Annotated in this window: 17 protein-coding genes; 12 read left to right on the forward strand and 5 right to left on the reverse strand. The window is 66.8% G+C overall.

Annotated elements, in window-relative coordinates; translation table 11 throughout:
- The first annotated feature begins 11 nt into the window (after window positions 1–11).
- The 4 genes from N5D91_RS13325 to N5D91_RS13340 all read left to right on the forward strand — a co-directional run bounded on the left by N5D91_RS13325 (window position 12) and on the right by N5D91_RS13340 (window position 4,447).
- On the forward strand, window positions 12–1,331 hold the full coding sequence (locus tag N5D91_RS13325; protein WP_110713434.1) for a dicarboxylate/amino acid:cation symporter: 1,320 nt from the start codon (window positions 12–14) through the stop codon (window positions 1,329–1,331).
- A 215-nt stretch (window positions 1,332–1,546) separates the two neighbouring features.
- Window positions 1,547–3,544, forward strand: a complete 1,998-nt coding sequence (gene tkt / locus N5D91_RS13330) for a transketolase (protein ID WP_049442708.1) — start codon at window positions 1,547–1,549, stop codon at window positions 3,542–3,544.
- Window positions 3,545–3,851: 307 nt separating this feature from the next.
- A complete protein-coding gene (locus N5D91_RS13335) occupies window positions 3,852–4,130 on the forward strand; it encodes a type II toxin-antitoxin system RelE/ParE family toxin (protein WP_093999576.1) in 279 nt (92 codons plus the stop codon).
- A gap of 11 nt (window positions 4,131–4,141) precedes the next feature.
- Window positions 4,142–4,447: a HigA family addiction module antitoxin gene (locus tag N5D91_RS13340; RefSeq protein WP_014038309.1), complete on the forward strand. Its 306-nt coding sequence runs from the start codon at window positions 4,142–4,144 to the stop codon at window positions 4,445–4,447.
- An 88-nt stretch (window positions 4,448–4,535) separates the two neighbouring features.
- On the opposite strand, the gene N5D91_RS13345 is transcribed toward N5D91_RS13340, so the two are convergent.
- Both N5D91_RS13345 and N5D91_RS13350 read right to left on the reverse strand, forming a co-directional pair.
- Complete coding sequence (locus N5D91_RS13345; protein WP_110713432.1) at window positions 4,536–6,488, reverse strand: acetyl-CoA hydrolase/transferase C-terminal domain-containing protein; 1,953 nt, start codon at window positions 6,486–6,488, stop codon at window positions 4,536–4,538.
- A gap of 34 nt (window positions 6,489–6,522) precedes the next feature.
- The gene (locus N5D91_RS13350) at window positions 6,523–7,080 is read right to left on the reverse strand and encodes a flavin reductase family protein (protein WP_180854248.1); all 558 of its coding nucleotides are present in this window, start codon (window positions 7,078–7,080) and stop codon (window positions 6,523–6,525) included.
- 118 nt (window positions 7,081–7,198) lie between these two features.
- Here N5D91_RS13350 and N5D91_RS13355 point away from each other — a divergent pair, with 118 nt between their 5' ends.
- Genes N5D91_RS13355 through N5D91_RS13365 form a run of 3 tightly spaced genes read left to right on the forward strand, consistent with a single transcriptional unit; the run spans window position 7,199 to window position 9,325 of the window.
- Window positions 7,199–7,564, forward strand: coding sequence for a BlaI/MecI/CopY family transcriptional regulator (locus N5D91_RS13355; protein ID WP_010484077.1), 366 nt, complete (start codon window positions 7,199–7,201; stop codon window positions 7,562–7,564).
- A complete protein-coding gene (locus N5D91_RS13360; protein WP_110713428.1) occupies window positions 7,557–8,765 on the forward strand; it encodes a TonB family protein in 1,209 nt (402 codons plus the stop codon). The genes N5D91_RS13355 and N5D91_RS13360 overlap by 8 nt, the downstream gene beginning before the upstream one ends.
- The gene (locus tag N5D91_RS13365; RefSeq protein ID WP_088431135.1) at window positions 8,762–9,325 is read left to right on the forward strand and encodes a hypothetical protein; all 564 of its coding nucleotides are present in this window, start codon (window positions 8,762–8,764) and stop codon (window positions 9,323–9,325) included. Before N5D91_RS13360 ends, N5D91_RS13365 begins: the two co-directional genes overlap by 4 nt.
- A 55-nt stretch (window positions 9,326–9,380) precedes the next feature.
- Here the strand turns inward: N5D91_RS13365 and N5D91_RS13370 are convergent, their stop codons facing one another.
- The 3 genes from N5D91_RS13370 to N5D91_RS13380 all read right to left on the reverse strand — a co-directional run bounded on the left by N5D91_RS13370 (window position 9,381) and on the right by N5D91_RS13380 (window position 11,957).
- Entirely contained in the window at window positions 9,381–10,181 is an 801-nt protein-coding gene (locus N5D91_RS13370) for an MBL fold metallo-hydrolase (RefSeq protein ID WP_164161063.1), read from the reverse strand.
- Between the two features lie 11 nt (window positions 10,182–10,192).
- Complete coding sequence (locus N5D91_RS13375) at window positions 10,193–11,011, reverse strand: S1/P1 nuclease (protein ID WP_180854247.1); 819 nt, start codon at window positions 11,009–11,011, stop codon at window positions 10,193–10,195.
- A gap of 316 nt (window positions 11,012–11,327) precedes the next feature.
- Entirely contained in the window at window positions 11,328–11,957 is a 630-nt protein-coding gene (locus N5D91_RS13380; protein WP_110713419.1) for an OmpW family outer membrane protein, read from the reverse strand.
- A 193-nt stretch (window positions 11,958–12,150) separates the two neighbouring features.
- Here N5D91_RS13380 and gap point away from each other — a divergent pair, with 193 nt between their 5' ends.
- From gap to N5D91_RS13405, 5 genes are all read left to right on the forward strand, one after another.
- Window positions 12,151–13,155, forward strand: a complete 1,005-nt coding sequence (gene gap, locus N5D91_RS13385; RefSeq protein ID WP_005414333.1) for a type I glyceraldehyde-3-phosphate dehydrogenase — start codon at window positions 12,151–12,153, stop codon at window positions 13,153–13,155.
- A gap of 125 nt (window positions 13,156–13,280) precedes the next feature.
- A complete protein-coding gene (locus tag N5D91_RS13390; protein WP_180854246.1) occupies window positions 13,281–15,950 on the forward strand; it encodes a DUF2339 domain-containing protein in 2,670 nt (889 codons plus the stop codon).
- Window positions 15,947–17,323: a DUF3999 domain-containing protein gene (locus N5D91_RS13395; protein WP_180854245.1), complete on the forward strand. Its 1,377-nt coding sequence runs from the start codon at window positions 15,947–15,949 to the stop codon at window positions 17,321–17,323. Before N5D91_RS13390 ends, N5D91_RS13395 begins: the two co-directional genes overlap by 4 nt.
- Window positions 17,324–17,994: 671 nt before the next feature.
- Window positions 17,995–19,170, forward strand: a complete 1,176-nt coding sequence (locus N5D91_RS13400) for a phosphoglycerate kinase (RefSeq protein WP_110713414.1) — start codon at window positions 17,995–17,997, stop codon at window positions 19,168–19,170.
- On the forward strand, window positions 19,167–19,820 hold the full coding sequence (locus N5D91_RS13405; RefSeq protein WP_110713412.1) for an HAD hydrolase-like protein: 654 nt from the start codon (window positions 19,167–19,169) through the stop codon (window positions 19,818–19,820). Before N5D91_RS13400 ends, N5D91_RS13405 begins: the two co-directional genes overlap by 4 nt.
- Window positions 19,821–19,893: the final 73 nt, after the last annotated feature.

Below are 19,893 nucleotides of genomic sequence, written 5' to 3' on the forward strand. Positions count from 1 at the left end.
GAAACCCGCGTATGACAGCAGCTGCTGCCGACAAGAAGAAGTTGCCCCTGCATTGGAAGATGGGCATCGGCTTTGCGATCGGCCTGGTCCTGGGACTGATCGTGCACGCCCTGGGCGGCAGCGTCGATGGTCTGCAGGCCGGTGCCAAGTGGGTAATGGACTACGTCACCACCCCGGCGTCGGGCCTGTTCCTCAATCTGATCTTCATGCTGATCGTGCCGTTGATCTTCTCGGCGCTGATCATGGGCGTGTCGGAAATGGGCGACATCCGCGCCCTCGGCCGCATCGGCTGGAAGACCCTGGCCTACACCGTGCTGTTGTCCGGCATCGCCGTGGGCATCGGCCTGGTGCTGGTCAACCTGCTCAAGCCGGGTGCCGGCGTCGACCCGCAGGTCGCCGCGATGATGCTGTCTGAGAACGCCGAGCGCAGCAAGGAAATCGTCGCGGGCATCCATGGCACGCCGAAGGGCATGGACATGCTGCTGTCGATCGTGCCGAGCAACGTGCTGCAGGCGGCGTCGGACAACGGCGCGATCCTGTCGCTGATGTTCTTCGCGCTGATGTTCGGCATCGGCATGGTGCTGACTGACAACGAGAAGGTCGCCCCGCTGCGCCGCGCCATCGAAGGCGTGTTCGAAATCTCGATGACCCTGATCAACCTGGTCATCCGCCTGGCCCCGTATGCGGTGGCCTGCTTCATGTTCAACCTGGCCGCACTGTTCGGCTTCGAGCTGATCATCCGCCTTGGTGCCTACGTGGGCGTGGTGGTGCTGGCGCTGGGCCTGCACATGATCGTGACCTACGGCACCGCGGTGTGGCTGTCCGGACGTTCGCCGCTGTCGTTCTTCCGCGATACCCAGGAAGCGACGGTGATGGCGTTCTCCACCGCGTCCAGCAACGCTACCCTGCCGACCGCGCTGCGCGTGGCTGACCAGATGGGCCTGCCGCAGCGCGTGTCGCGCTTCGTGCTGACCGTGGGCGCCACCGCCAACCAGAACGGCACCGCGCTGTTCGAGGGCGTGACGGTGATCTTCCTGGCCCAGTTCTTCGGCGTGGACCTGAGCATCGGCCAGCAGATCATGGTGATGGCGGTCTGCATCCTCGGTGGCATCGGCACGGCCGGCGTGCCGTCGGGCTCGCTGCCGGTGGTGGCGATGATCTGCGCGATGGTGGGCGTGAACCCGCTGGGCATCGGCCTGATCCTGGGCGTGAACCACTTCCTGGACATGTGCCGCACCGCCCTGAACGTGACCGGCGACCTGGCCCTGACCACCCTGGTGGCCAAGGGCGAATCGCACGACGGCCCGGCGCTGGGCCCGCAGCAGGACTGAGTCCAACGCCACTGCTGGCGACCTGATCGGGGTCGGATTCCTTTCCGCAGGGAAAGGGCTCCGACCCCGTTTCACATGCGGAATCCGGCGGAGGTGACGACGTTGCCGGCCAGCGGCCGGCACGACCGGGCAAGGTGAACCGACCCCCCGCCCGGCGACTATGGGACAATAGGCCGCCCGCACGTCCGCGGCCGCCTCCCGATTCCGACAGAACCATGACGCAGCCTACCCGTCGCCAGTTGGCCAACGCCATCCGCTTCCTTGCCGCCGATGCGGTTGAAACCGCAAAGTCCGGCCACCCCGGCATGCCCATGGGCATGGCCGACATCGCCGAAGTCCTCTGGAACGACTACCTCCGCCATAACCCGAGCAACCCGCACTGGTTCAACCGCGACCGTTTCGTGCTGTCCAACGGCCACGGTTCGATGCTGCAGTACGCGCTGCTGCACCTGAGCGGTTACGACCTGCCGATCGAGCAGCTGAAGCTGTTCCGCCAGCTGGGCAGCCACACCGCCGGCCACCCGGAACGCCACGAGACCCCGGGCGTGGAAACCACCACCGGCCCGCTGGGCCAGGGTTTCGCCAATGCCGTGGGCTTCGCCCTGGCCGAGAAGCTGCTGGCACAGCGCTTCAACCGCCCGGAACTGGAAGTGGTCGACCACCGCACCTGGGTGTTCATGGGCGATGGCTGCCTGATGGAAGGCGTGTCGCATGAAGCCGCTTCGCTGGCCGGTACCTGGGGCCTGCACAAGCTGGTCTGCTTCTGGGACAACAACCACATCTCCATCGACGGCAACGTCGAGGGCTGGTTCACCGACAATACCCCGGAGCGTTTCGAGGCCTATGGCTGGAACGTCGTGCGCGATGTCGATGGCCACGACCCGGAAAGCATCAAGGCCGGCATCGAGGCCGCGCTGTCGCAGAGCGACAAGCCGACCCTGATCTGCTGCCGCACCACCATTGGTTTCGGTTCGCCGAACAAGGCGGGCAAGGAATCCAGCCACGGCGCTCCGCTGGGCAAGGACGAGCTGGAAGCCACCCGCAAGCAGCTGGGCTGGGAATACGGTCCGTTCGAGATCCCGCAGGCGATCTACGACGGCTGGCGCGCCAATGGCGCTGGCACCCTGCGCCAGGCCGAGTGGGAACAGCTGTTCGACAAGTACGCCAGCCAGTACCCGGCTGAAGCGTCCGAGCTGACCCGCCGTTCGCACGGCGAGCTGCCGGCCGACTTCGTTGCCAAGGCCGATGCCTACATCGCCCAGGTGGCCGCTGAAGGCCCGACGATCGCTTCGCGCAAGGCCTCGCAGCTGGCCATCGAAGCCTACGCCCCGCTGCTGCCGGAAATCGTCGGTGGCTCGGCCGACCTGGCGCACTCCAACCTGACCCTGTGGAAGGGCAGCAAGTCGGTTGCCAGCGACGACGCCAACGCCAACTACGTGTACTACGGCGTGCGCGAGTTCGGCATGACCGCCATTGCCAACGGCCTGGCCCTGCACGGCGGCTTCATTCCGTTCGACGCCACCTTCCTGGTGTTCAGCGACTACGCCCGCAACGGCGTGCGCATGAGCGCACTGATTCCGGCGCACGCCATCCACGTCTACACCCACGACTCGATCGGCCTGGGCGAAGACGGCCCGACCCACCAGCCGGTGGAGCACCTGGCCTCGCTGCGCTACATCCCGAACAACGACGTGTGGCGTCCGTGCGATGCGGTCGAGTCGGCGGTGAGCTGGAAGGCTGCGATCACCCGCCAGGACGGCCCGAGCTGCCTGGTGTTCAGCCGCCAGAACCTGCCGCACCAGCCGCGCAACGCCGAGCAGATCGCCCAGATCGAGCGCGGTGGCTACGTGCTGGCCGATGCCGCCGGTACCCCGGACGTGATCCTGATCGCCACCGGTTCGGAAGTTTCGCTGGCCACCGAAGCCAAGGCCCAGCTGGACGCGGCCGGTATCAAGACCCGCGTGGTCTCGATGCCGTCCACCGACGTGTTCCTGCGCCAGGATGCGGCCTACCGTGAATCGGTACTGCCGAACGCCGTGCGCAAGCGCGTGGCGGTGGAAGCCGGTGTCACCGGTTTCTGGCGCCAGTTCGTCGGCCTGGACGGTGCCGTGATCGGTATCGACACCTTCGGTGCCTCGGCCCCGGCCGACCAGCTGTACAAGCACTTCGGCATCACCACTGCCCACGTGGTGGAAGCCGCCAAGGCGCTGTAAGCAGCCTCGCGAAGCAGGAAGGGAAAGGCCGGCGCAAGCCGGCCTTTCTCGTTGCCGGAAGAAAAAGGGGACGGAGGGGATTAAGTCGTTTTTGCACAAACGACTTAATCCCCTCCGTCCCTTTTTTCGTCCGGCATGTTGCCCCCCGCGGCACCAGTGTCGCGTTGGCCTCTTCATCTGACCTGCATTCCTTGCGAAAAGGAGGACCTGCCGAGGCACCCTCAGAAGTGGTCATGGACAAGAAGATCGGCGCAGAAACCCATGGTGGATTTGCGGGGTGTAAGGTGATGCCTTACACTGGCGCCGCATGATCGTCAGCTTCAGGCACAAGGGCCTGAAAGCGCTCTATGAGCGGGGCGACATTTCCGGAGTCCGTGCCGATCATGTGGCCCGGTTGCGGCGTTTGCTTCTGCAGCTGGATCAGGCCCGCGTGCCTGGGGACATGGGGCTGCCCGGAAATCGCCTGCATCCCCTGCGCGGGAGCTATAGCGGCTACTGGGCTGTAAGTGTCTCGGCGAGTTGGCGATTGGTGTTCCGCTTTCGTGGGCTCGACGTCGAACTGGTCGATTACCTTGATTACCACTAGGAGTCTGCTCGATGCCGTTGCATGATCCGCCGCATCCCGGGGAATCGCTGCGCGAAGACATCCTGCCAGCGATCAGTATGTCGATCAGTGCGCTGGCGCAGCATCTTGGCTATTCGCGCGGACAGCTGTCGACAATCATCAACGGGCACGCGGGCATCTCCGCGGAACTTGCATTCCGCCTTGAGCTTGCAGGTCTGGGCAATGCCCGCATGTGGCTGGCGATGCAGGCGGCATATGACCTGTGGCAGGTCGAGCATCGAGCGCATCCACCGATTGCCCGTCTGTATCTTGAGGATGCAGTGAGGATAGAGCGGTAGATCCACGCCATGCGTGGATGAGAAAAAGGGGACGGAGGGGATTAAGTCGCATGTGCACAAACGACTTAATCCCCTCCGTCCCCTTTTTTCAGGCGGTGCGTGCCAGTGCGAGGCGCAGCAGTCGCGCGTCCAGGCGTTCGGCGAAATCCTTCGGGGCCTGCAGGCCCATGCGCTGCAGGTACACCGCATCGCCGTCGCCAGCCGGTTGGCGCAGCGCTGACCAGACGGTACGCAGCTTGTCGCCACGGGTCTGCGTGTTGGCCTTCAGCCAACCCAGCGCCTTCACCAGCACCTGCTCGATCTCGTTGAAGTCGCTGCCCAACGGATAGTCGGGCAGGCTGCCATCGGTGCGGAATGGGGCCAGTGCCGCAGCCAGTGCCTGCGGCGTGTTGCGTTGCTGATGCTGTGGATCCGGCTGCGTGGCCGCCAGCAGCTTGCGCGAGGCGTGTGCCTGCTGCAGCAGGCCTCCCTGGAACGGGGCTTCGGTGATCGCCGTCATCGCATGCACGCAGTCCTCGTCGGTCAGTCCACGCAGGTCGGCGATGCCGTACTCGTTGAGGTAGATGTCGCGCAGGTGGCGCGGGATGGTGGTGTGCCCGTAGTTCCAGCGCACGTTGGATTCGCGCCGGCCCTTGTCATCGCGCGCCGCGCGGAACATCAGGACGCTGCGCGCTTCCGGCAGGGCATGTGCCATCGCCACGAAGTTGTACTGGCCACCCACGCCGGACACCACACGTCCGTCGTCCAGCGCATCCGACACGGCCGCGCCCAGTGCAGTGGCCATCATGCAGGAGTTGAAGAAGCGCGCATGGCGGCGTTGCAGGCGCTCCAGCGTCTCGTTGCCGCCGTAGAGCTGGTTGATCTCGCTGATGCGGCGCATGCCGATCGCACGGCATTCGTCTTCCGGTAGCGTGCGCAACCACTCGTAGAATTCCGGCGAACCCAGGTAGAAGGCGCCATGCAGGTACTCGCCTTCGGCGGCCAGGGTGGCGTGGTCGATGGACAGCGTGCTGCCATTCTCGATGCGCTGCATCAGCGCCAGGTCGTCGTGCACCTTGCGCTTGATCACGCCGGTCTGCACCAGCCGGCGGAAGCCCTCGTTGAGCATCTCGCTGCAGCCATACAGGCCGACCTCGAACGGATCCAGTCCGCCGATCTCCTGCACTAGCGGGTGGCTGGCCAGCTGTGGATCCAGCGCATGCAGCACGCGGCGGTAGCGCGCGTTGTCGGTGTGGCGCAGCACCAGCGCATGGCTGAGCGCGTCGGCCAGCGTGCCGATGCCGATCTGCAGGGTGCCGCCGTCGCGCACCAGTGTGCTGGCGTACAGGCCAATGGCGTAGTCGGCATCGCCGACCGGCTGCCGCGGCAGCCCGAACAGCGCCGGGTACGGCGGCGGTGGGGTGATCACCAGATCGAAGAACGACACATCGACCGTCGCCGAGCCCCCCAGATAGGGCAGCTGGGGATCGATCTCGGCGATCATCAATGGGCGCGGCAGGCCGCGCGCGGTCATCGCATCCAGCGTGTCCTGGGTGATGTCGTTGTTGCACGACAGCGAGAGCCGGCGGTCATCCGGGCGCATCGCCACCTTCTGCACGATCACCTGCGGCGCGCGCTGCGCTACGGCATCGGCGGCGTGGGTGTAGTTCAGGCTGGTATAGCTGGACTGCGCTTGGCGCGAACCGAGCAGGGCGCCGGACTGCATGTAGAACTCCTCCACCTGCACATGTGCCGGCAACGCGTCGCGCGCGATCGCATCGGCATAGGCCAGGCGCGGGAAATCGTCGCCGAAGTGACGCTGCGCGAACGGTGCCATGAAGCGCGCTTCCAGGCCGTTGCCGCGCGCCTTCGGCGGGTTCAACGACAGCGCGGTATACAGCTGCAGCGGCCGCGAAGGATCGTGTTCGACGCGTGCGTAGAGGGCATTGAGCAGCCGATGCGGCTTGCCCAGTGCCAGCGGTGCCCCGATCCGCAGCGGCCCGTCCACGCGCGCAAACAACCAATCGACGGCGGCGTCCAGGTCGGTGAGGTGTTCGGTCATGCGCGGTGGTCCTGCGTGTGGGGGAGTGCGGGCATTACAGCATGTCGGGCTTGAACCGCCGTCGACGCGAGACTTCCGCACCGGACACCATGAACTGCCCATCGCCGCGGTAATGCACCGTGCGTGGCAGCTTCGGCCGTGGCGACACGTGGGCGCGCACGACTTCCCAGATGAACAGGTTGTTCGCTGCGACCTGGCTGTCGTCGTAGAGGCGGCATTCGAAGCAGGAATGACACTGCCCGACCAGCGGTGCGCCAACCTCGCGCGCGGGCAGCGCATCGAGCTCGAAACGGGCGAATTTGTCGACCTCGCGGCCGCTGCAGTTGCCGATGTCCACGACGGTATCGAGCAGTTCAACCCCCGGCACGTTGATAACGCATTCGCCGCTGCCGCGCGCCAATGCGTGGCTGTGGTTTTCGTGCCACAGGTAGGTGGCGACCAGCGAAGGCGACATGCCCATCACCATGTGCCAGCCCATCGTCATCAGGTTGTGCTGGCCACGCCACGCCGTGCTGACCAGCACGATCGGGCCGGGTTCGAGGAAGCGGCGGGCGTGCTCGACCGGGACGTCCTTCTTGGGCAGCGCTTTCATCCGGGGCCTGGGGCGGGAGGCATCGATGCTGGCGCAGGTGCGATGAACCTGGAGTCGAGGGGGTTGACAAGGCTTTCGATTACGCGCGTAATCAAATCGTCGATTACGGATGTAAATCATGACCCCGATCAGCGAAGCCGAAGCCGTTGTGATGGAGGTGCTCTGGCAGCAGGCACCGCGCAGCGCCGACGACGTGGTGGCCGCGCTGGCCCACCGTGACTGGGCCGAGCCGACCATCAAGACCCTGCTCAACCGCCTGCTGACCAAGGGCGCGATTGCTGCCGAGCGTGATGGCCGGCGCTACCTGTACCGGCCGTTGCTGCAGCGCCAGGCGTGGGTGGAGGCGCAGAGCCAGGACTTCATCGGCCGTGTCTTCGAAGGGCGCGTTGCGCCGTTGGTCGCGCACTTCAGCGAACGCGGCCAGTTGAGTGCGCAGGACATCGCCGAACTGAAGAAGCTGATCCAGGAGCTGGACCATGACTGAGCTGCTCAACGGAGTGTGGCAGGCCAGCCTGTGGTTGGCGGTGGGCGTGGTCCTGCTGGCGGTGATGCGGCCGCTGCTGGTGCGATTGGGGGGCGTTGCGCTGGCCTATCGCAGCTGGTGGCTGCTGCCGATGCTGCTGCTGGCACTGATGCTGCCGTTGCCGCAGGTGGCACTTCTGGAGCATGTGCCGACGTTGCCGCTGAAAGTGGTACCCGGCGCCGTCGAAGGCATGGCGGGGCAGTCGCTGCCGTGGGCCGGGCTGTTGCTGCTGGCATGGACGCTGGGGGCGGTCCTTTGTCTGCTACGCGATCTACGTGCGCAGCGGCGCTTTGAACGTGGCATGGGCCAACTGTGTGCACGCGCAGATGGCAGCTGGCAGGCCAGCGCTGATCCCGGGCTGCCCGCGCTGGTCGGCCTGTGGCGTCCGCGCATCGTGGTAGGCCCGGACTTCGACCAGCAGTTCACCGCACAGGAACAGGGCCTGATCCTGCAGCACGAGCGCAGCCACCGTCGCAATGGCGACCACTGGGCCAACGGCGCGCTGCTGCTGGTGCGCGCGCTGTTCTGGTTCCACCCGTTGCTGCCCTGGGCCGCACGCCGCTTCCTGCGCGACCAGGAACTGGCCTGCGATGCCCGCACCATCGGCCCGCAGCCTGCGCTGCGCGGCCTCTACGCCAGCACGCTGCTGAAGGCGCAGCTGGTCCACCCGGTTGCGCCCGCGGTCTGCCATTGGCGCAGCCAACCCGTGTTGAAGGAGCGCATCGCCATGTTGAAGCAGTCCAAGCGGAAGGCATTGCCGTGGGTGTCGGGACAGGTACTGGTGGTCGGGGTGTGCCTGGGAATGGGAGCGGTGGCGTGGGCCAGCCAGGGCGGAGGCGCGGGAGGCGCGGGAGGCGCCGCAGGGTCCGTCATGGACCGGGAGATCCAGGTCGACAAGATGCCGCCACCGTCCTATCCGAAATCTGCGGTCGAGCAGCGCCAGGTGGGCGTGGTGAACCTGCGCGTGGAAGTGGATGCCCAAGGCCATCCCACCGACGTCCAGGTGCTCAGCGCCACCAATCCGGGGGTGTTCGATGCTGTCTCGATTGCTGCGGCGCGCAGCTGGACCTATCGGCCCGCAGTGAAGAACGGCAAGCCGGTGGCCGGTGCCGTGCGCGTCCCGATTACCTACGCCATGGATGACACCGAGGACACGAAGTGAAGCGAGCGCCGCTGCTGATGATGGCGGTGCTGCTGGCGGCATGTGCAACCCAGGATCGCCTGACCACGGCCGATACCCGCAGCGAGAATGTCGGTCACCAGCGTCTGCGACCCGATGCGGGGGGAGGGACCGGTCAGATCCAGCCCTACGCACTGGCCGCCAGCGAAGGCTACCGCATGCCACAACTGCATACGGCACCGGACCCGGTAGTGGGCGAGCGTGATCCACGCACCTCGCTGCCGCCGACTACGGTCTGCCTGCAGGTGGTGGTGGATGCGCAGGGCAGCGTTGAGCGCAGCATCCCGCTGACCGACCGCAGCGAATGCAGTGCGGGTGAGGCACCGGAGAATGCGCCCTTGCTGCAGGCAGCGCAGGAGGCGGTTGCCATGTGGAAGTACTCCTCCGCCGCAGTCTGTCACTTCGCGGCAGGCAAAGTGCCGGCTGATCGCGGCGACTGCCGCAGTGCCGAGCGGGTCGAACCGGTGGCCGTCACCCTGCAGTACGCCTTCACCTTCGAGGTCGTGAAGGGCCGGCAGACGGTCCGCACGCAGGGAAAATGATCGCGCGTGATGCCGGGTGGCGCCGGGCCATGCCCGGCCAATACAGCGGCGTCGATCAGGCCCCGCCCTGGATGTTGGCCTTCACTGCGGGCTGCATCAGTTTCGGTTCTTCCAGCGTGGCATCGCGGGCCTGTCGCACGCTGACGAACTCCGCCTCGGCTACGCCGTCATGCACGTGGATGTTGTGCGCGCGCTGTTCGCCGATGGTGGTTTCGTTGGCGAAACTGCGTCCACCCGGGCCGTAGTCGTGGCAGACGAACACGCGCGTTGCATCGGGCAGGGCCAGCAGGCGCTGGATCGAGCGGTACAGCTGCGCTGCATCGCCACCCGGGAAGTCGCAGCGTGCGGTGCCGCCGTCAGGCATGAACAGCGAGTCGCCGGTGAACAGCGCGTCGCCGATCAGGTAGGCGATGCTGTCGCTGGTGTGCCCGGGCACGGCGATCACCTGGCCGCGCAGTTCGCCGAGGGTGAAGGTCTCGCCATCGCTGAACAGGTGGTCGAAGATCTCATCGGACGCCGGAAGCTGCAGGCCATAGCGCGGTGCGAACGTGGCCTGCACCGCGCGGATGCCTTCGCCGATGGCCAGCGTGGCCTGCGGGAAACGATGCTTCAGGCGGCGCCCGGCCGACACATGGTCAGCGTGGGCATGGGTTTCCAGCAGCCAGCGCAGCTGCAGGCCCTGTTGTTCGATGGCCTGCAACGCGGCATGCAGCGGCGCTTCACTGCTGGCGTCGGTATCCGGATCGTAGTCCAGGACCGGGTCGATCAGCGCTGCCTCGCCGCTGGCCGGGTCGCTGACCAGGTAGCTGAAGGTGTTGCTGTCACGGTGGAAGAACGACTGCACCTGGACCGACATCGGAACTCTCCTCAGCGCGCGCCGAGCACGCGGTTCAGCAACTGCGCCAGGTTCTCACCGGCCAGTCGCAGCTGCGCTTCGGCCAGCGGCCGGTAGCGCTCGGTGTACTCGTCACCGATTTTACGCGTGGCCGGATAAACGCCAGCTTGCATGGAGATGCGGCAGCTGGCCTCGGCCCACGTCTGCGGGTCGCGCTGCGGGTTGGACTGGCGCGCCAGCTTCGGCGCGCGCTGGCTCTGCAGCAGCGGCAGATAGCCTGCGTCATCCAGCTTGCGGGTGTTGAGCATGCCGCTGTCCCACAGCGAGTGCAGGTTGGTACCGCGGTTGCCGAACTGCAGCTGGAAATCGTTGCCGCCCTTGTCGTGGGCGTAACCGGCGTGCATCGGCTGGTGGATGTCGCCGACCAGGTGCACGACGAACTTCAGTGCCTGCAGGCGCTCGCCGTCGGTCAGGCTGCGGTCACCGAGGATGGCGCTCTGGGCCTTCAGGGCCTCGACGATGCAGTTGCCGTTCTTGCAATGCTTCGGTGCTTCGTAATGGCAGTTGTCCTCGGCGATGTTGACGTAGTGCCAGCCGGCCGAGCGACGGCCCAGGCCCGGGTCCTTGGCACGCAGCTGGTCGGCCCACGGCGCGATGCTGGCCAGGGTGGCATCCGGTTCGATGGCCAGCAGGCGGTCCACTTCAGCGCGGGCGGTGGGGGTGAGGCGGGCGTCGGCGACTTCGGCGACCAGACGGTGGCCTTGCGCGCCCCAGGCATGGGCGGGGGCGGAGACGGACAGCAGGGCCGGCGCCAGGGCGGCGGCGAGGAAGAGGGAGTGCAGGGCTTTCATGCGCACATTCTAGCGGGGTAGGTGGATTGAAGAGCGGCGCGTTCCTGTCTGCTGGGGGCGGGCTGCAGCGCCTGCCCCTGCAGCCCCCATCCAACATGGCAGCGAAGGCGGATGCAAACGTCAAAGGCAACATCAAAAGCAAATGCAGGATCAAAACCTGCCGCTCGCAACTGCAGACACCCTCTCCGCCCAACTCCAGAAGCCGGTGCTTCGCGCACAGACAAAAAAAGCCCCGGCAATCACCGGGGCAACATGCTGCGAGGGTTTTGCTGGTAGCGGGGGAGCGGGGGCGAAGCCCCCGCGCTCAACACACCGCTTAGAACTTGAAGACGTACGACGCGCCGTAGACCAGCGGATCGATGTTGACCGTGCCGATCTTCTCGCCGTTCAACTTCACCTTGCTGTCGATGTCGATCCAGCGCATGTCCACGCGCAGCGCGCCCTTCTCGCCGATCGCGAAGTCCACGCCCGCATGCGCGGCCAGGCCCCACGAATCCTGCAGCTTCAGGCGGCTGTCCTTCAGCGCACCGGTGGTGTCTTCGCTGAAGAAGGTCGTGTAGTTCACGCCCGCACCGATGAACGGCGACACCTTGCCCTTGCTGTTGAAGTGGTACTGCACGGTCACCACCGGCGGCAGCTGCTTGGTGCTGCCCACGCGGCCCAGGCCATTGATGTTGATGTCGTGCTTGAACGGCAGCGCGGCCAGCACTTCGATGCCCAGGTTGTCGGCGATGAAGTACTCACCGGTGATGGTCGGCTTGACGTCGTTGTCGACGTCGACCTTCAGGGTGTGGTTGGCCAGCCAGCCGTTGTTCGACTTCGGCGCCACCTGGTGGATGCCGGCGGAGAGCGTCCAGTCGCCCTTGGACTGGGCCATGGCCGGGGCGGCGGCGAGGGACAGGGCGGCGGCCAGGCTGGCCACGATCAGGGGGGACATCTTGCGCATGGGGGTGTTCTCGTTGCTGGGTGGATGGCGACAGTCTCGGCCTCACGCCGCGCTAACGCTTTGATCCGGATCAAATCCTGTCCGCCAGCCCGCTGCGGGCCCCGGCCGGCCCACGGTGGCCAGCCCCGGTTTGCTAGACTTGTGGGCCCTATCCATCCCGCCGCACCCGTCGCGGCTGCAGGAGCTTGAGAACATGGCAATCAAGGTTGGTATCAACGGTTTCGGTCGCATCGGGCGTAACGTCCTGCGCTCGGCGGTGCTGAACTTCGGCGACGACATCGAAATCGTGGCCATCAACGATCTGCTGGAGCCGGACTATCTGGCTTACATGCTCAAGTACGACTCCGTGCACGGCCGTTTCAAGGCCGACGTGGCGGTGCAGGGCAACGACCTGCTGGTCAACGGCAAGAAGATCCGCCTGACCCAGGAACGCGACCCGGCCAACCTGAAGTGGGACGAAGTGGGCGCTGACGTGGTGCTGGAAGCCACCGGCCTGTTCCTGACCAAGGAAACCGCGCAGAAGCACATCGATGCCGGCGCCAAGAAGGTCATCATGTCGGCCCCGTCGAAGGACGACACGCCGATGTTCGTGTACGGCGTGAACGACAAGACCTACGCCGGCCAGGCGATCATCTCCAACGCATCGTGCACCACCAACTGCCTGGCGCCGCTGGCCAAGGTCATCAACGACAAGTGGGGCATCAAGCGCGGCCTGATGACCACCGTGCATGCGGCCACCGCCACCCAGAAGACCGTCGATGGCCCGTCCAACAAGGACTGGCGCGGCGGCCGTGGCATCCTGGAAAACATCATTCCGTCGTCCACCGGTGCGGCCAAGGCCGTCGGTGTGGTCATCCCGGAACTGAACAAGAAGCTGACCGGCATGAGCTTCCGCGTCCCGACCTCGGACGTGTCGGTGGTCGACCTGACCGTCGAGCTGGAGAAGGAAGCCACCTACGCCGAGATCTGCGCGGAAGTGAAGGCACAGAGCGAAGGCCCGCTGAAGGGCATCCTGGGCTACACCGAAGACAAGGTCGTGGCCACCGATTTCCGCGGCGAAACCTGCACCTCGGTGTTCGACGCCGACGCTGGCATCGCCCTGGACGGCACCTTCGTCAAGCTGGTGACCTGGTACGACAACGAGTGGGGCTACTCGAACAAGTGCCTGGAAATGGCCAAGGTCATCGCCGCCAAGTAAGGCCGGCGTAGATCGCAGACGGACCCCGGCCTGGCCGGGGTTCGTCGTTTATGGGGCCGGCCCTGTCGTAGCATGGGGCGGTCGACCGCTGCCGCTGGGGCGCGGGAACGCAATGGAAGCACGCAATGGAAGCACTGATAGCCCTGGTCGTACTGGTCCTGCTGGCCATCCCGCTGCTGCTGGTGGTGGCGCTGGTGATGATTGCCGGCCTGCGCCGCCGCGTCGCCGCGCTGGAAAGCGCCATGGCCGCCGCGCCTGCCGCTGCCAAGCCGGCGGCCGTCACGCCCGCGCCTGAACGGCCGATGGTCACGCCTGCGGCCAGTGCCGATCCACCGTTCCTGCGCCCGGTCGCTGCGGCTGCGCCGCAACCCCCACAACCGCCGGTGCGAGAGGCCCCGCCCACCGAGGCGCCTGCCCCCCGTCCTGCTGCGCCACCGCCGGTACCGCCGGCGCCGGTGCAGCCGCCGTTGCCGCCAGAACCGGTGCTGCCGAATTTCATCGAGCGCGGCGTCGGTGCGGTCAAGCGCTGGTTCACCGAGGGCAACGTGCCAGTCAAGATCGGCATGCTGGTGCTGCTGGCCGGTGTCGCCGCACTGCTGAAGTACGTCAGTGACCAGGGCTGGCTGGTGCTGCCGATCGAGCTGCGCCTGGCCGGCGTCACCGTCGGCGCACTCGGCCTGCTGGCGTTCGGCTGGCACCAGCGCGAGCGCAGGCGCCTGTTCGCGCTGGCCCTGCAGGGCGGCGCCATCGGGGTGCTGCTGCTGACCATCTTCGCGGCCTTCAAGCGCTTCGACCTGATTCCCCCGGGCTTCGCGTTCGTCAGCTCCATTGCACTGGTGGCCGGGCTGTGCGTGCTGGCAGTGGTGCAGAACTCGCGCACGCTGGCGGTGCTGGGCATCCTCGCCGGCTTCATGGCACCGCTGTGGCTGTCCACCGGCAGCGGCAACCACGTGGGCTTGTTCAGCTACTACGCGGTGCTCAACGCCGGCATCTTCGCCATTGCCTGGTTCCGACCGTGGCGCGCGCTGAACCTGCTGGGCTTCGCCTTCACCTTCGGTATCGGTACGTTCTGGGGCGTGCTGCAGTACGCGCCTGACAAGTTCAGCAGCACCGAGCCGTTCCTGCTGCTGTTCTTTGCCTTCTACCTGCTGATCCCGTTGCTGTATGCACGCCGGCAGCCCGCCGGGCGGCGTGACCTGATCGATGGCAGCCTGGTGTTCGGTACGCCATTGGTCGCGTTCTCGTTGCAGGCGGGCATGCTGTACCAGCAGCCGATGACGCTGGCGCTGTGCGCGCTGGCCCTGGCGGCGATCTACGCGGTGCTGGCACGTGCGCTGATCGCGCGTGCGTCGTACACCGTGCTGGCACAGTCGCACGCGGTGCTGGCGGTGGGCTTCGCCACGCTGGCGGTGCCGCTGGCCTTGTCGGCGCGTGCCACCGGCGCGGTCTTTGCGCTGGAAGGCGCTGGCCTGGCCTGGTTGGGCCTGCGCCAGAAACGCTGGTTGCCGCAGGTGTCCGGCGCGCTGCTGCAGATGGGCGCTGCATTCGCCTTCGTGGCCGGTGGCGATCACTGGCATGAGGACCTGCGCTTCCTGATCAATCCGATCGCCATCGGGGCGCTGCTGCTGGCCCTGGCCGGCTTCGCGTCGGCCTGGAGCTACCAGCGCAGGTCCCGCCACGAGATTGCCCTGGTCTACTACCTGTGGGGCCTGCTGTGGTGGCTGGGTGGCCTGGTGCATGAGATCACCCGTTTCTTCCCGTACCGCACCGAAGTGGATGCATTGCTGGTGCTGGCTGCCGTTACCGCATGGCTGGCCGCCGAAGTACAGCGGCGCCAGCCGGCGCGTGCTCTGGGGGTGACCGCACTGGCGATGCTGGCGCTGGGCTTCCCGCTGGCGCTGTTGCAGAGCGACGCGCACCATCAGCCGTTCGCCGGCTACGGCGCGCTGGCCTGGGCGGTGTTCGCGGTGCTGGGCGTGCGCACGCTGCTGTGCCTGCGCCAGGGGGGCGACACCGTGGCGCGCATCGCGCAGTTCCTGTGGTGGCTGCTGTGGCCGTCGCTGCTTTCGCTGTTGGCCTTGTGGGGCGGTGGCGAGGCCGATCTGGCACAGGGCTGGACCACGTTGCTGGTGACCCTGCCGTGGCTGCTGATGGCGGCGTTGTCGCTGTGGCGCTGGAATGCGCTGCGCTGGCCGCTGGGTGCAGCGTTCGACCGCGTGCGCCAGCCGCTGCAGTGCGTGCTGTTCGGTCTGTTGTCGATCGGCTGGCTGTCCGGCCAGCTGCTGCCGGGCGATGCTGCGCCGCTGCTGTGGCTGCCGGTGCTGAATCCGGCGGAGCTCGGGCAGTGGCTGAGCCTGCTGCTGCTGGCGCGTTGGCTGTACAGCGATCAGGCGCCGCAGGCGCTGCTGGATATCCGCATGCCGCTGCTGTCACTGGCAACCTTCGTCGCGCTGACCAGCGTTGTGCTGCATGGCGTGCATCAGTGGGGCGGCCTGTCGTGGAACGCGTCGATGATGCGCTTCAGCCTGGCGCAGACCAGCCTGACCGTGCTGTGGAGCGTGCTCGGCGTGATTGCCTGGGTGTGGGGATCGCGCCGTGGCCAGCGCGTGTTGTGGATGGTCGGTGCCGTGCTGATGGGCGTGGTGCTGGCCAAGCTGGTCATCGTCGATCGCCAGCACCTGGGCAACCTGCTGGGCATCGCATCGTTCATCGCCTACGGCCTGCTGTGCACGGTCGTGGGTTATCTGGCACCGGCACCGCCCAGCGCGGCGCCGTCCGTGGAGGAGAAGCAATGAGGAAGTGGAGCAGGGCGCTGCTGCCGGCGATGTTCGGCATGCTGGCCGCCGTCGTGGTGCAGGCCGCCGATTACCGCACGCAGTACGCCGAACAGTGGCCGCTGACGCTGTCCAGCGCACAGTCCGGTGCGTACAGGGTTGTTCTGGAGCCAGCGATCTATCGCCGTGCAGGTGCCGCCGATCTCGGCGATCTGCAGGTGTTCAACGCCGCTGGCCAGTCGTTGCCATCGGCGCTGCTGGCGCCGGACCAACCGCTGGCGCAGCCGCCGGTGCAGCGTGAACTGCCGTGGTTCGCGCTGCCGCCGTTGGCCGAGGCACAGCGCAATGATCTGCAGCTGCTGACCGAACGCGATACCGATGGCCGCGTACGCCGGGTCGAGGCGCGCGTGAGTGGTGGTGCGGTGGCGAATGGGCAGGGCGGTTGGCTGATCGATGCCAGCGTGCTCGGCCAGCAACCATTGGCGGCGCTGGTGCTGGATTGGGCCGACAGCGGACAGCCGCTGCAGGCGCAGGTGCAGCTGGATGCCAGCGACGATCTGCAGCACTGGCGTGCGGTCGGGCGTGACGTTCCGCTGGTGGATCTGCAGCGCGCTGGCAAGCGCCTGCTGCAGCGTCGCCTGCAGGTGAATGGCGAAGCACGTTACCTGCGTGTGCTGGCACAGGGCGATGCGCGCCTGCCGACGCTGCGCAGCGTGCTGGCCGAACTGCCGCCGGCACCGGCCACGCTGCCGTGGGAATGGCTGTCGCTGGAGCCGGTCTCGAAGGGCAAGGGCGAATACACCTTCGAACTCGATGGTCGTTTCCCGGTAGCACGCGCCGATGTGGCCAGCACCGACAACAGCCTGGTGCAGTGGACGTTGTTCAGCCGCGATGACGAGAGTGCCGAGTGGCAGCGCCGCAGTGCGCCGTGGATTGCGTACCAGCTGCAGCAGGGCACGCAGGGCCAGCGCCAGCAATCAGCGGCCCAGCCGCTGGGTAGCGTGCATCGTGACCGCTATTGGAAGCTGGTGGCGAACCCGGCGGAAACGGCGACCGCACCGACCCTGCGCTTGGGCTACCAGCCGGAAGTGCTGGTGTTCCTGAGCCAGGGGGCCGCGCCGTATGCACTGGCAGTGGGCAGTGCGACCGCGCGCCGCATGGAAGCGCCGATTGGTGTGCTGATCGAGGAACTGCGGCAGCGCAATGACCCGTCGTGGCAGCCGACGCTGGCGCGCCTGGAGGGCAGCCCGGAGCCGCTGGCCGGCGACGCGGCGCTGAAGCCGCAGCGCGATTGGAAGTCGTGGTTGCTGTGGGCGTTGCTGGGGCTGGGGGTGTTGGTTGTTGGCGGCCTGGCGGTCAGTCTGCTTCGGCAGAAGCCGGCGCCTTCGGCGTAGGTTCCGGCGAACGGCGCAGCCCCTCGTGGGTGGGGTGGTCGTGTAAAGCAAAAGCAGAAGCCGCGCTTGGCCGGGCGGGTGGACTGGGCAGGGGACGCCGTGAATCCGTCCCCGGGGCTTAGCCGCGCCATCCATGGCGCGGATACCCCTGCCCAGCCCACCCGCCAGGCCTCTGACAATTTCCGGGTGCGTCCACCCACGGAAGAAAAAAGAAGAGCAAAAGCAAAAGCAGCTTGGCTGCGCGCTCTTTGTGGAGCCGAGCCCACGCTCGGCTGCTGTTCGCGGAGACGGCCATCGGGGTCAGATCCGTTTTCCGAAGGGAAACGGATCTGACCCCTTCTTTCTCCTCCCGACACCAGAAACCGCTCTTGCTTCCGCCATTGCCGCCCGCGTCACCTCATGAACCTGTCGAGGCCGGGGTGGTGTGGGCTGGCAGGGGTGTCCGCGGCATGGATGCCGCGGCCAAGCCCCCAAGGACGGGTTTACGGCGTCCCCTGCCAGCCCACACCGCCCCGGCCCACCCACAGCATCACAAGGCGCCAGCGCTTTGGCTCTCGCAGTTGCAGTTGCGCCTCTGCCTGCCGCAGGCATCGGCCCTCCCACCACCCGCACCCGATACAATGTCCGTCTGCCGTACCCCGGCATCCCGTCCCTGAGCCAAAGAGTTGCCCATGTCCATCGTCCGCATGACCGACCTCGACCTCTCCGGCAAGCGCGTGCTGATCCGCCAGGATCTGAACGTGCCGATCGAGAATGGCCGCATCACCTCCGAACAGCGCATCACGGCTTCGCTGCCGACGCTCAAGCGCGCGCTGGAGCAGGGCGCGGCGGTGATGGTCACCTCGCACCTGGGGCGCCCGAAGGAAGGTGTGTGGAGCGAAGCCGATTCGCTGGCGCCGGTCGCCCAGCGCCTGTCCGAACTGCTCGGTCGCGAGGTTCCGCTGGTGCGCGACTGGGTCGACGGCGTCGACGTGCAGCCGGGCCAGCTGGTGCTGCTGGAAAACTGCCGCATGAACGTCGGCGAGGGCAAGGACGATGAAGCCCTGTCGAAGAAGTACGCCGCGCTGTGCGATGTGTTCGTGATGGATGCCTTCGGCACCGCACACCGTGCACAGGCCTCCACCCATGGTGTCATCCGCTTCGCCCCGGTCGCTGCCGGTGGCCCGCTGCTGATGGCCGAACTGGATGCGCTGGCGCAGGCGCTGGATGCACCGGCCACGCCGCTGCTGGCCATCGTCGCCGGCAGCAAGGTCAGCACCAAGCTGGAACTGCTGGCCAACCTGGTCGGCAAGGTCGACCAGCTGATCGTCGGTGGCGGCATCGCCAACACCTTCATCGCTGCCGCCGGCTACAACGTCGGCAAGTCGCTGTACGAGCCGGACCTGCTGGACACCGCGAAGAAGATCGTGGCCGATGCCAAGGCGCGCGGCGCCGACATCCCGCTGCCGGTCGACGTGGTCACCGCCAAGCAGTTCATGCCGGATGCGGTCGCCGAGGTGAAGGCGGTCGACGCCGTTGCCGAAGACGATCTGATCCTGGACATCGGCCCGCAGACCGCAGCGCAGTACGCGCAGCTGATCGAGAAGGCTGGCACCGTGGTCTGGAACGGCCCGGTCGGTGTGTTCGAGTTCGAAGCCTTCAGCAAGGGCACCGAAGCGCTGGCCCGCGCCATCGCCAGCTCCAAGGCGTTCTCCATCGCCGGTGGCGGTGACACGCTGGCGGCGGTCGACAAGTTCGACATCGCCAAACAGGTCAGCTACATCTCCACCGGCGGTGGTGCGTTCCTGGAATTCCTGGAAGGCAAGACCCTGCCGGCGGTGGCCGCACTCGACGCGCGCGGCGCATGAGTGCCGAGCGCAGCAAGGATGTCCTGTTCTTCGACCTCGATGGCACGCTGATCGATTCGCAGGTGGGCATCACCGCCTGCATCGCCTACGCGCTGCAGAAGATGGACCATCCGGTGCCGCCGCAGGAGACGCTGCTGGGCTGGATCGGTCCGTCGCTGCGCACCACCTTCGCGCCGCTGTTCATTGAACCGGCGCGGGTGGAACAGGCGGTGGGCTACTACCGTGAACGCTTCGACGCCGAGGGCTGGCGCGAGCACACGGTGTACCCGCAGGTGGAAGACACCCTGCGCACGCTGCATGGGCGTGGCCACCGCCTGGCGGTGGTCACCGCCAAGAACGAGCCGCATGCGCGCCGCATCCTGGCCCACCTGCCGTTCGGCGGACTGTTCGAGGAAATCGTCGGTTCGACCCTGGACGGCTCGCGCAGCCACAAGCCGGAACTGGTGGGCGAGGCATTGCGCCGCCTTCAAGTGCAGCCGGCGCAGTGCTGGATGATCGGCGATCGCCGCATGGACATCGAAGGCGCACGCCACCACGGCCTGCGCAGTGTCGGTGTGCTGTGGGGCTTTGGCGGTGAGGCCGAGCTCATCGAAGCCGGTGCCGGGCAGCTGGCGCACGCGCCGTCGCAGTTGGAAACGCTGCTGGCCTAGTCCCCTGCAGAGCCGAGCCCATGCTCGGCTCTGCAGAACTCCCTGCGCCAGCGTATGTCCGGACGATGTCCGT

It is taken from the genome of Stenotrophomonas sp. GD03794, assembly GCF_029842145.1.
GTDB classification, from domain to species: Bacteria; Pseudomonadota; Gammaproteobacteria; order Xanthomonadales; family Xanthomonadaceae; genus Stenotrophomonas; species Stenotrophomonas riyadhensis.

Coding starts and splice junctions, on each gene's coding strand:
- N5D91_RS13380 (WP_110713419.1), bottom strand. CDS start 11,957: ATGCGCAAGATGTCCCCCCTGATCGTGGCCAGCCTGGCCGCCGCCCTG.
- N5D91_RS13340 (WP_014038309.1), top strand. CDS start 4,142: ATGCCGTTGCATGATCCGCCGCATCCCGGGGAATCGCTGCGCGAAGAC.
- N5D91_RS13375 (WP_180854247.1), bottom strand. CDS start 11,011: ATGAAAGCCCTGCACTCCCTCTTCCTCGCCGCCGCCCTGGCGCCGGCC.
- N5D91_RS13395 (WP_180854245.1), top strand. CDS start 15,947: ATGAGGAAGTGGAGCAGGGCGCTGCTGCCGGCGATGTTCGGCATGCTG.
- N5D91_RS13350 (WP_180854248.1), bottom strand. CDS start 7,080: ATGAAAGCGCTGCCCAAGAAGGACGTCCCGGTCGAGCACGCCCGCCGC.
- N5D91_RS13345 (WP_110713432.1), bottom strand. CDS start 6,488: ATGACCGAACACCTCACCGACCTGGACGCCGCCGTCGATTGGTTGTTT.
- N5D91_RS13390 (WP_180854246.1), top strand. CDS start 13,281: ATGGAAGCACTGATAGCCCTGGTCGTACTGGTCCTGCTGGCCATCCCG.
- N5D91_RS13355 (WP_010484077.1), top strand. CDS start 7,199: ATGACCCCGATCAGCGAAGCCGAAGCCGTTGTGATGGAGGTGCTCTGG.
- N5D91_RS13360 (WP_110713428.1), top strand. CDS start 7,557: ATGACTGAGCTGCTCAACGGAGTGTGGCAGGCCAGCCTGTGGTTGGCG.
- N5D91_RS13335 (WP_093999576.1), top strand. CDS start 3,852: ATGATCGTCAGCTTCAGGCACAAGGGCCTGAAAGCGCTCTATGAGCGG.
- gap (WP_005414333.1), top strand. CDS start 12,151: ATGGCAATCAAGGTTGGTATCAACGGTTTCGGTCGCATCGGGCGTAAC.
- N5D91_RS13370 (WP_164161063.1), bottom strand. CDS start 10,181: ATGTCGGTCCAGGTGCAGTCGTTCTTCCACCGTGACAGCAACACCTTC.
- N5D91_RS13405 (WP_110713412.1), top strand. CDS start 19,167: ATGAGTGCCGAGCGCAGCAAGGATGTCCTGTTCTTCGACCTCGATGGC.
- N5D91_RS13400 (WP_110713414.1), top strand. CDS start 17,995: ATGTCCATCGTCCGCATGACCGACCTCGACCTCTCCGGCAAGCGCGTG.
- N5D91_RS13325 (WP_110713434.1), top strand. CDS start 12: ATGACAGCAGCTGCTGCCGACAAGAAGAAGTTGCCCCTGCATTGGAAG.
- tkt (WP_049442708.1), top strand. CDS start 1,547: ATGACGCAGCCTACCCGTCGCCAGTTGGCCAACGCCATCCGCTTCCTT.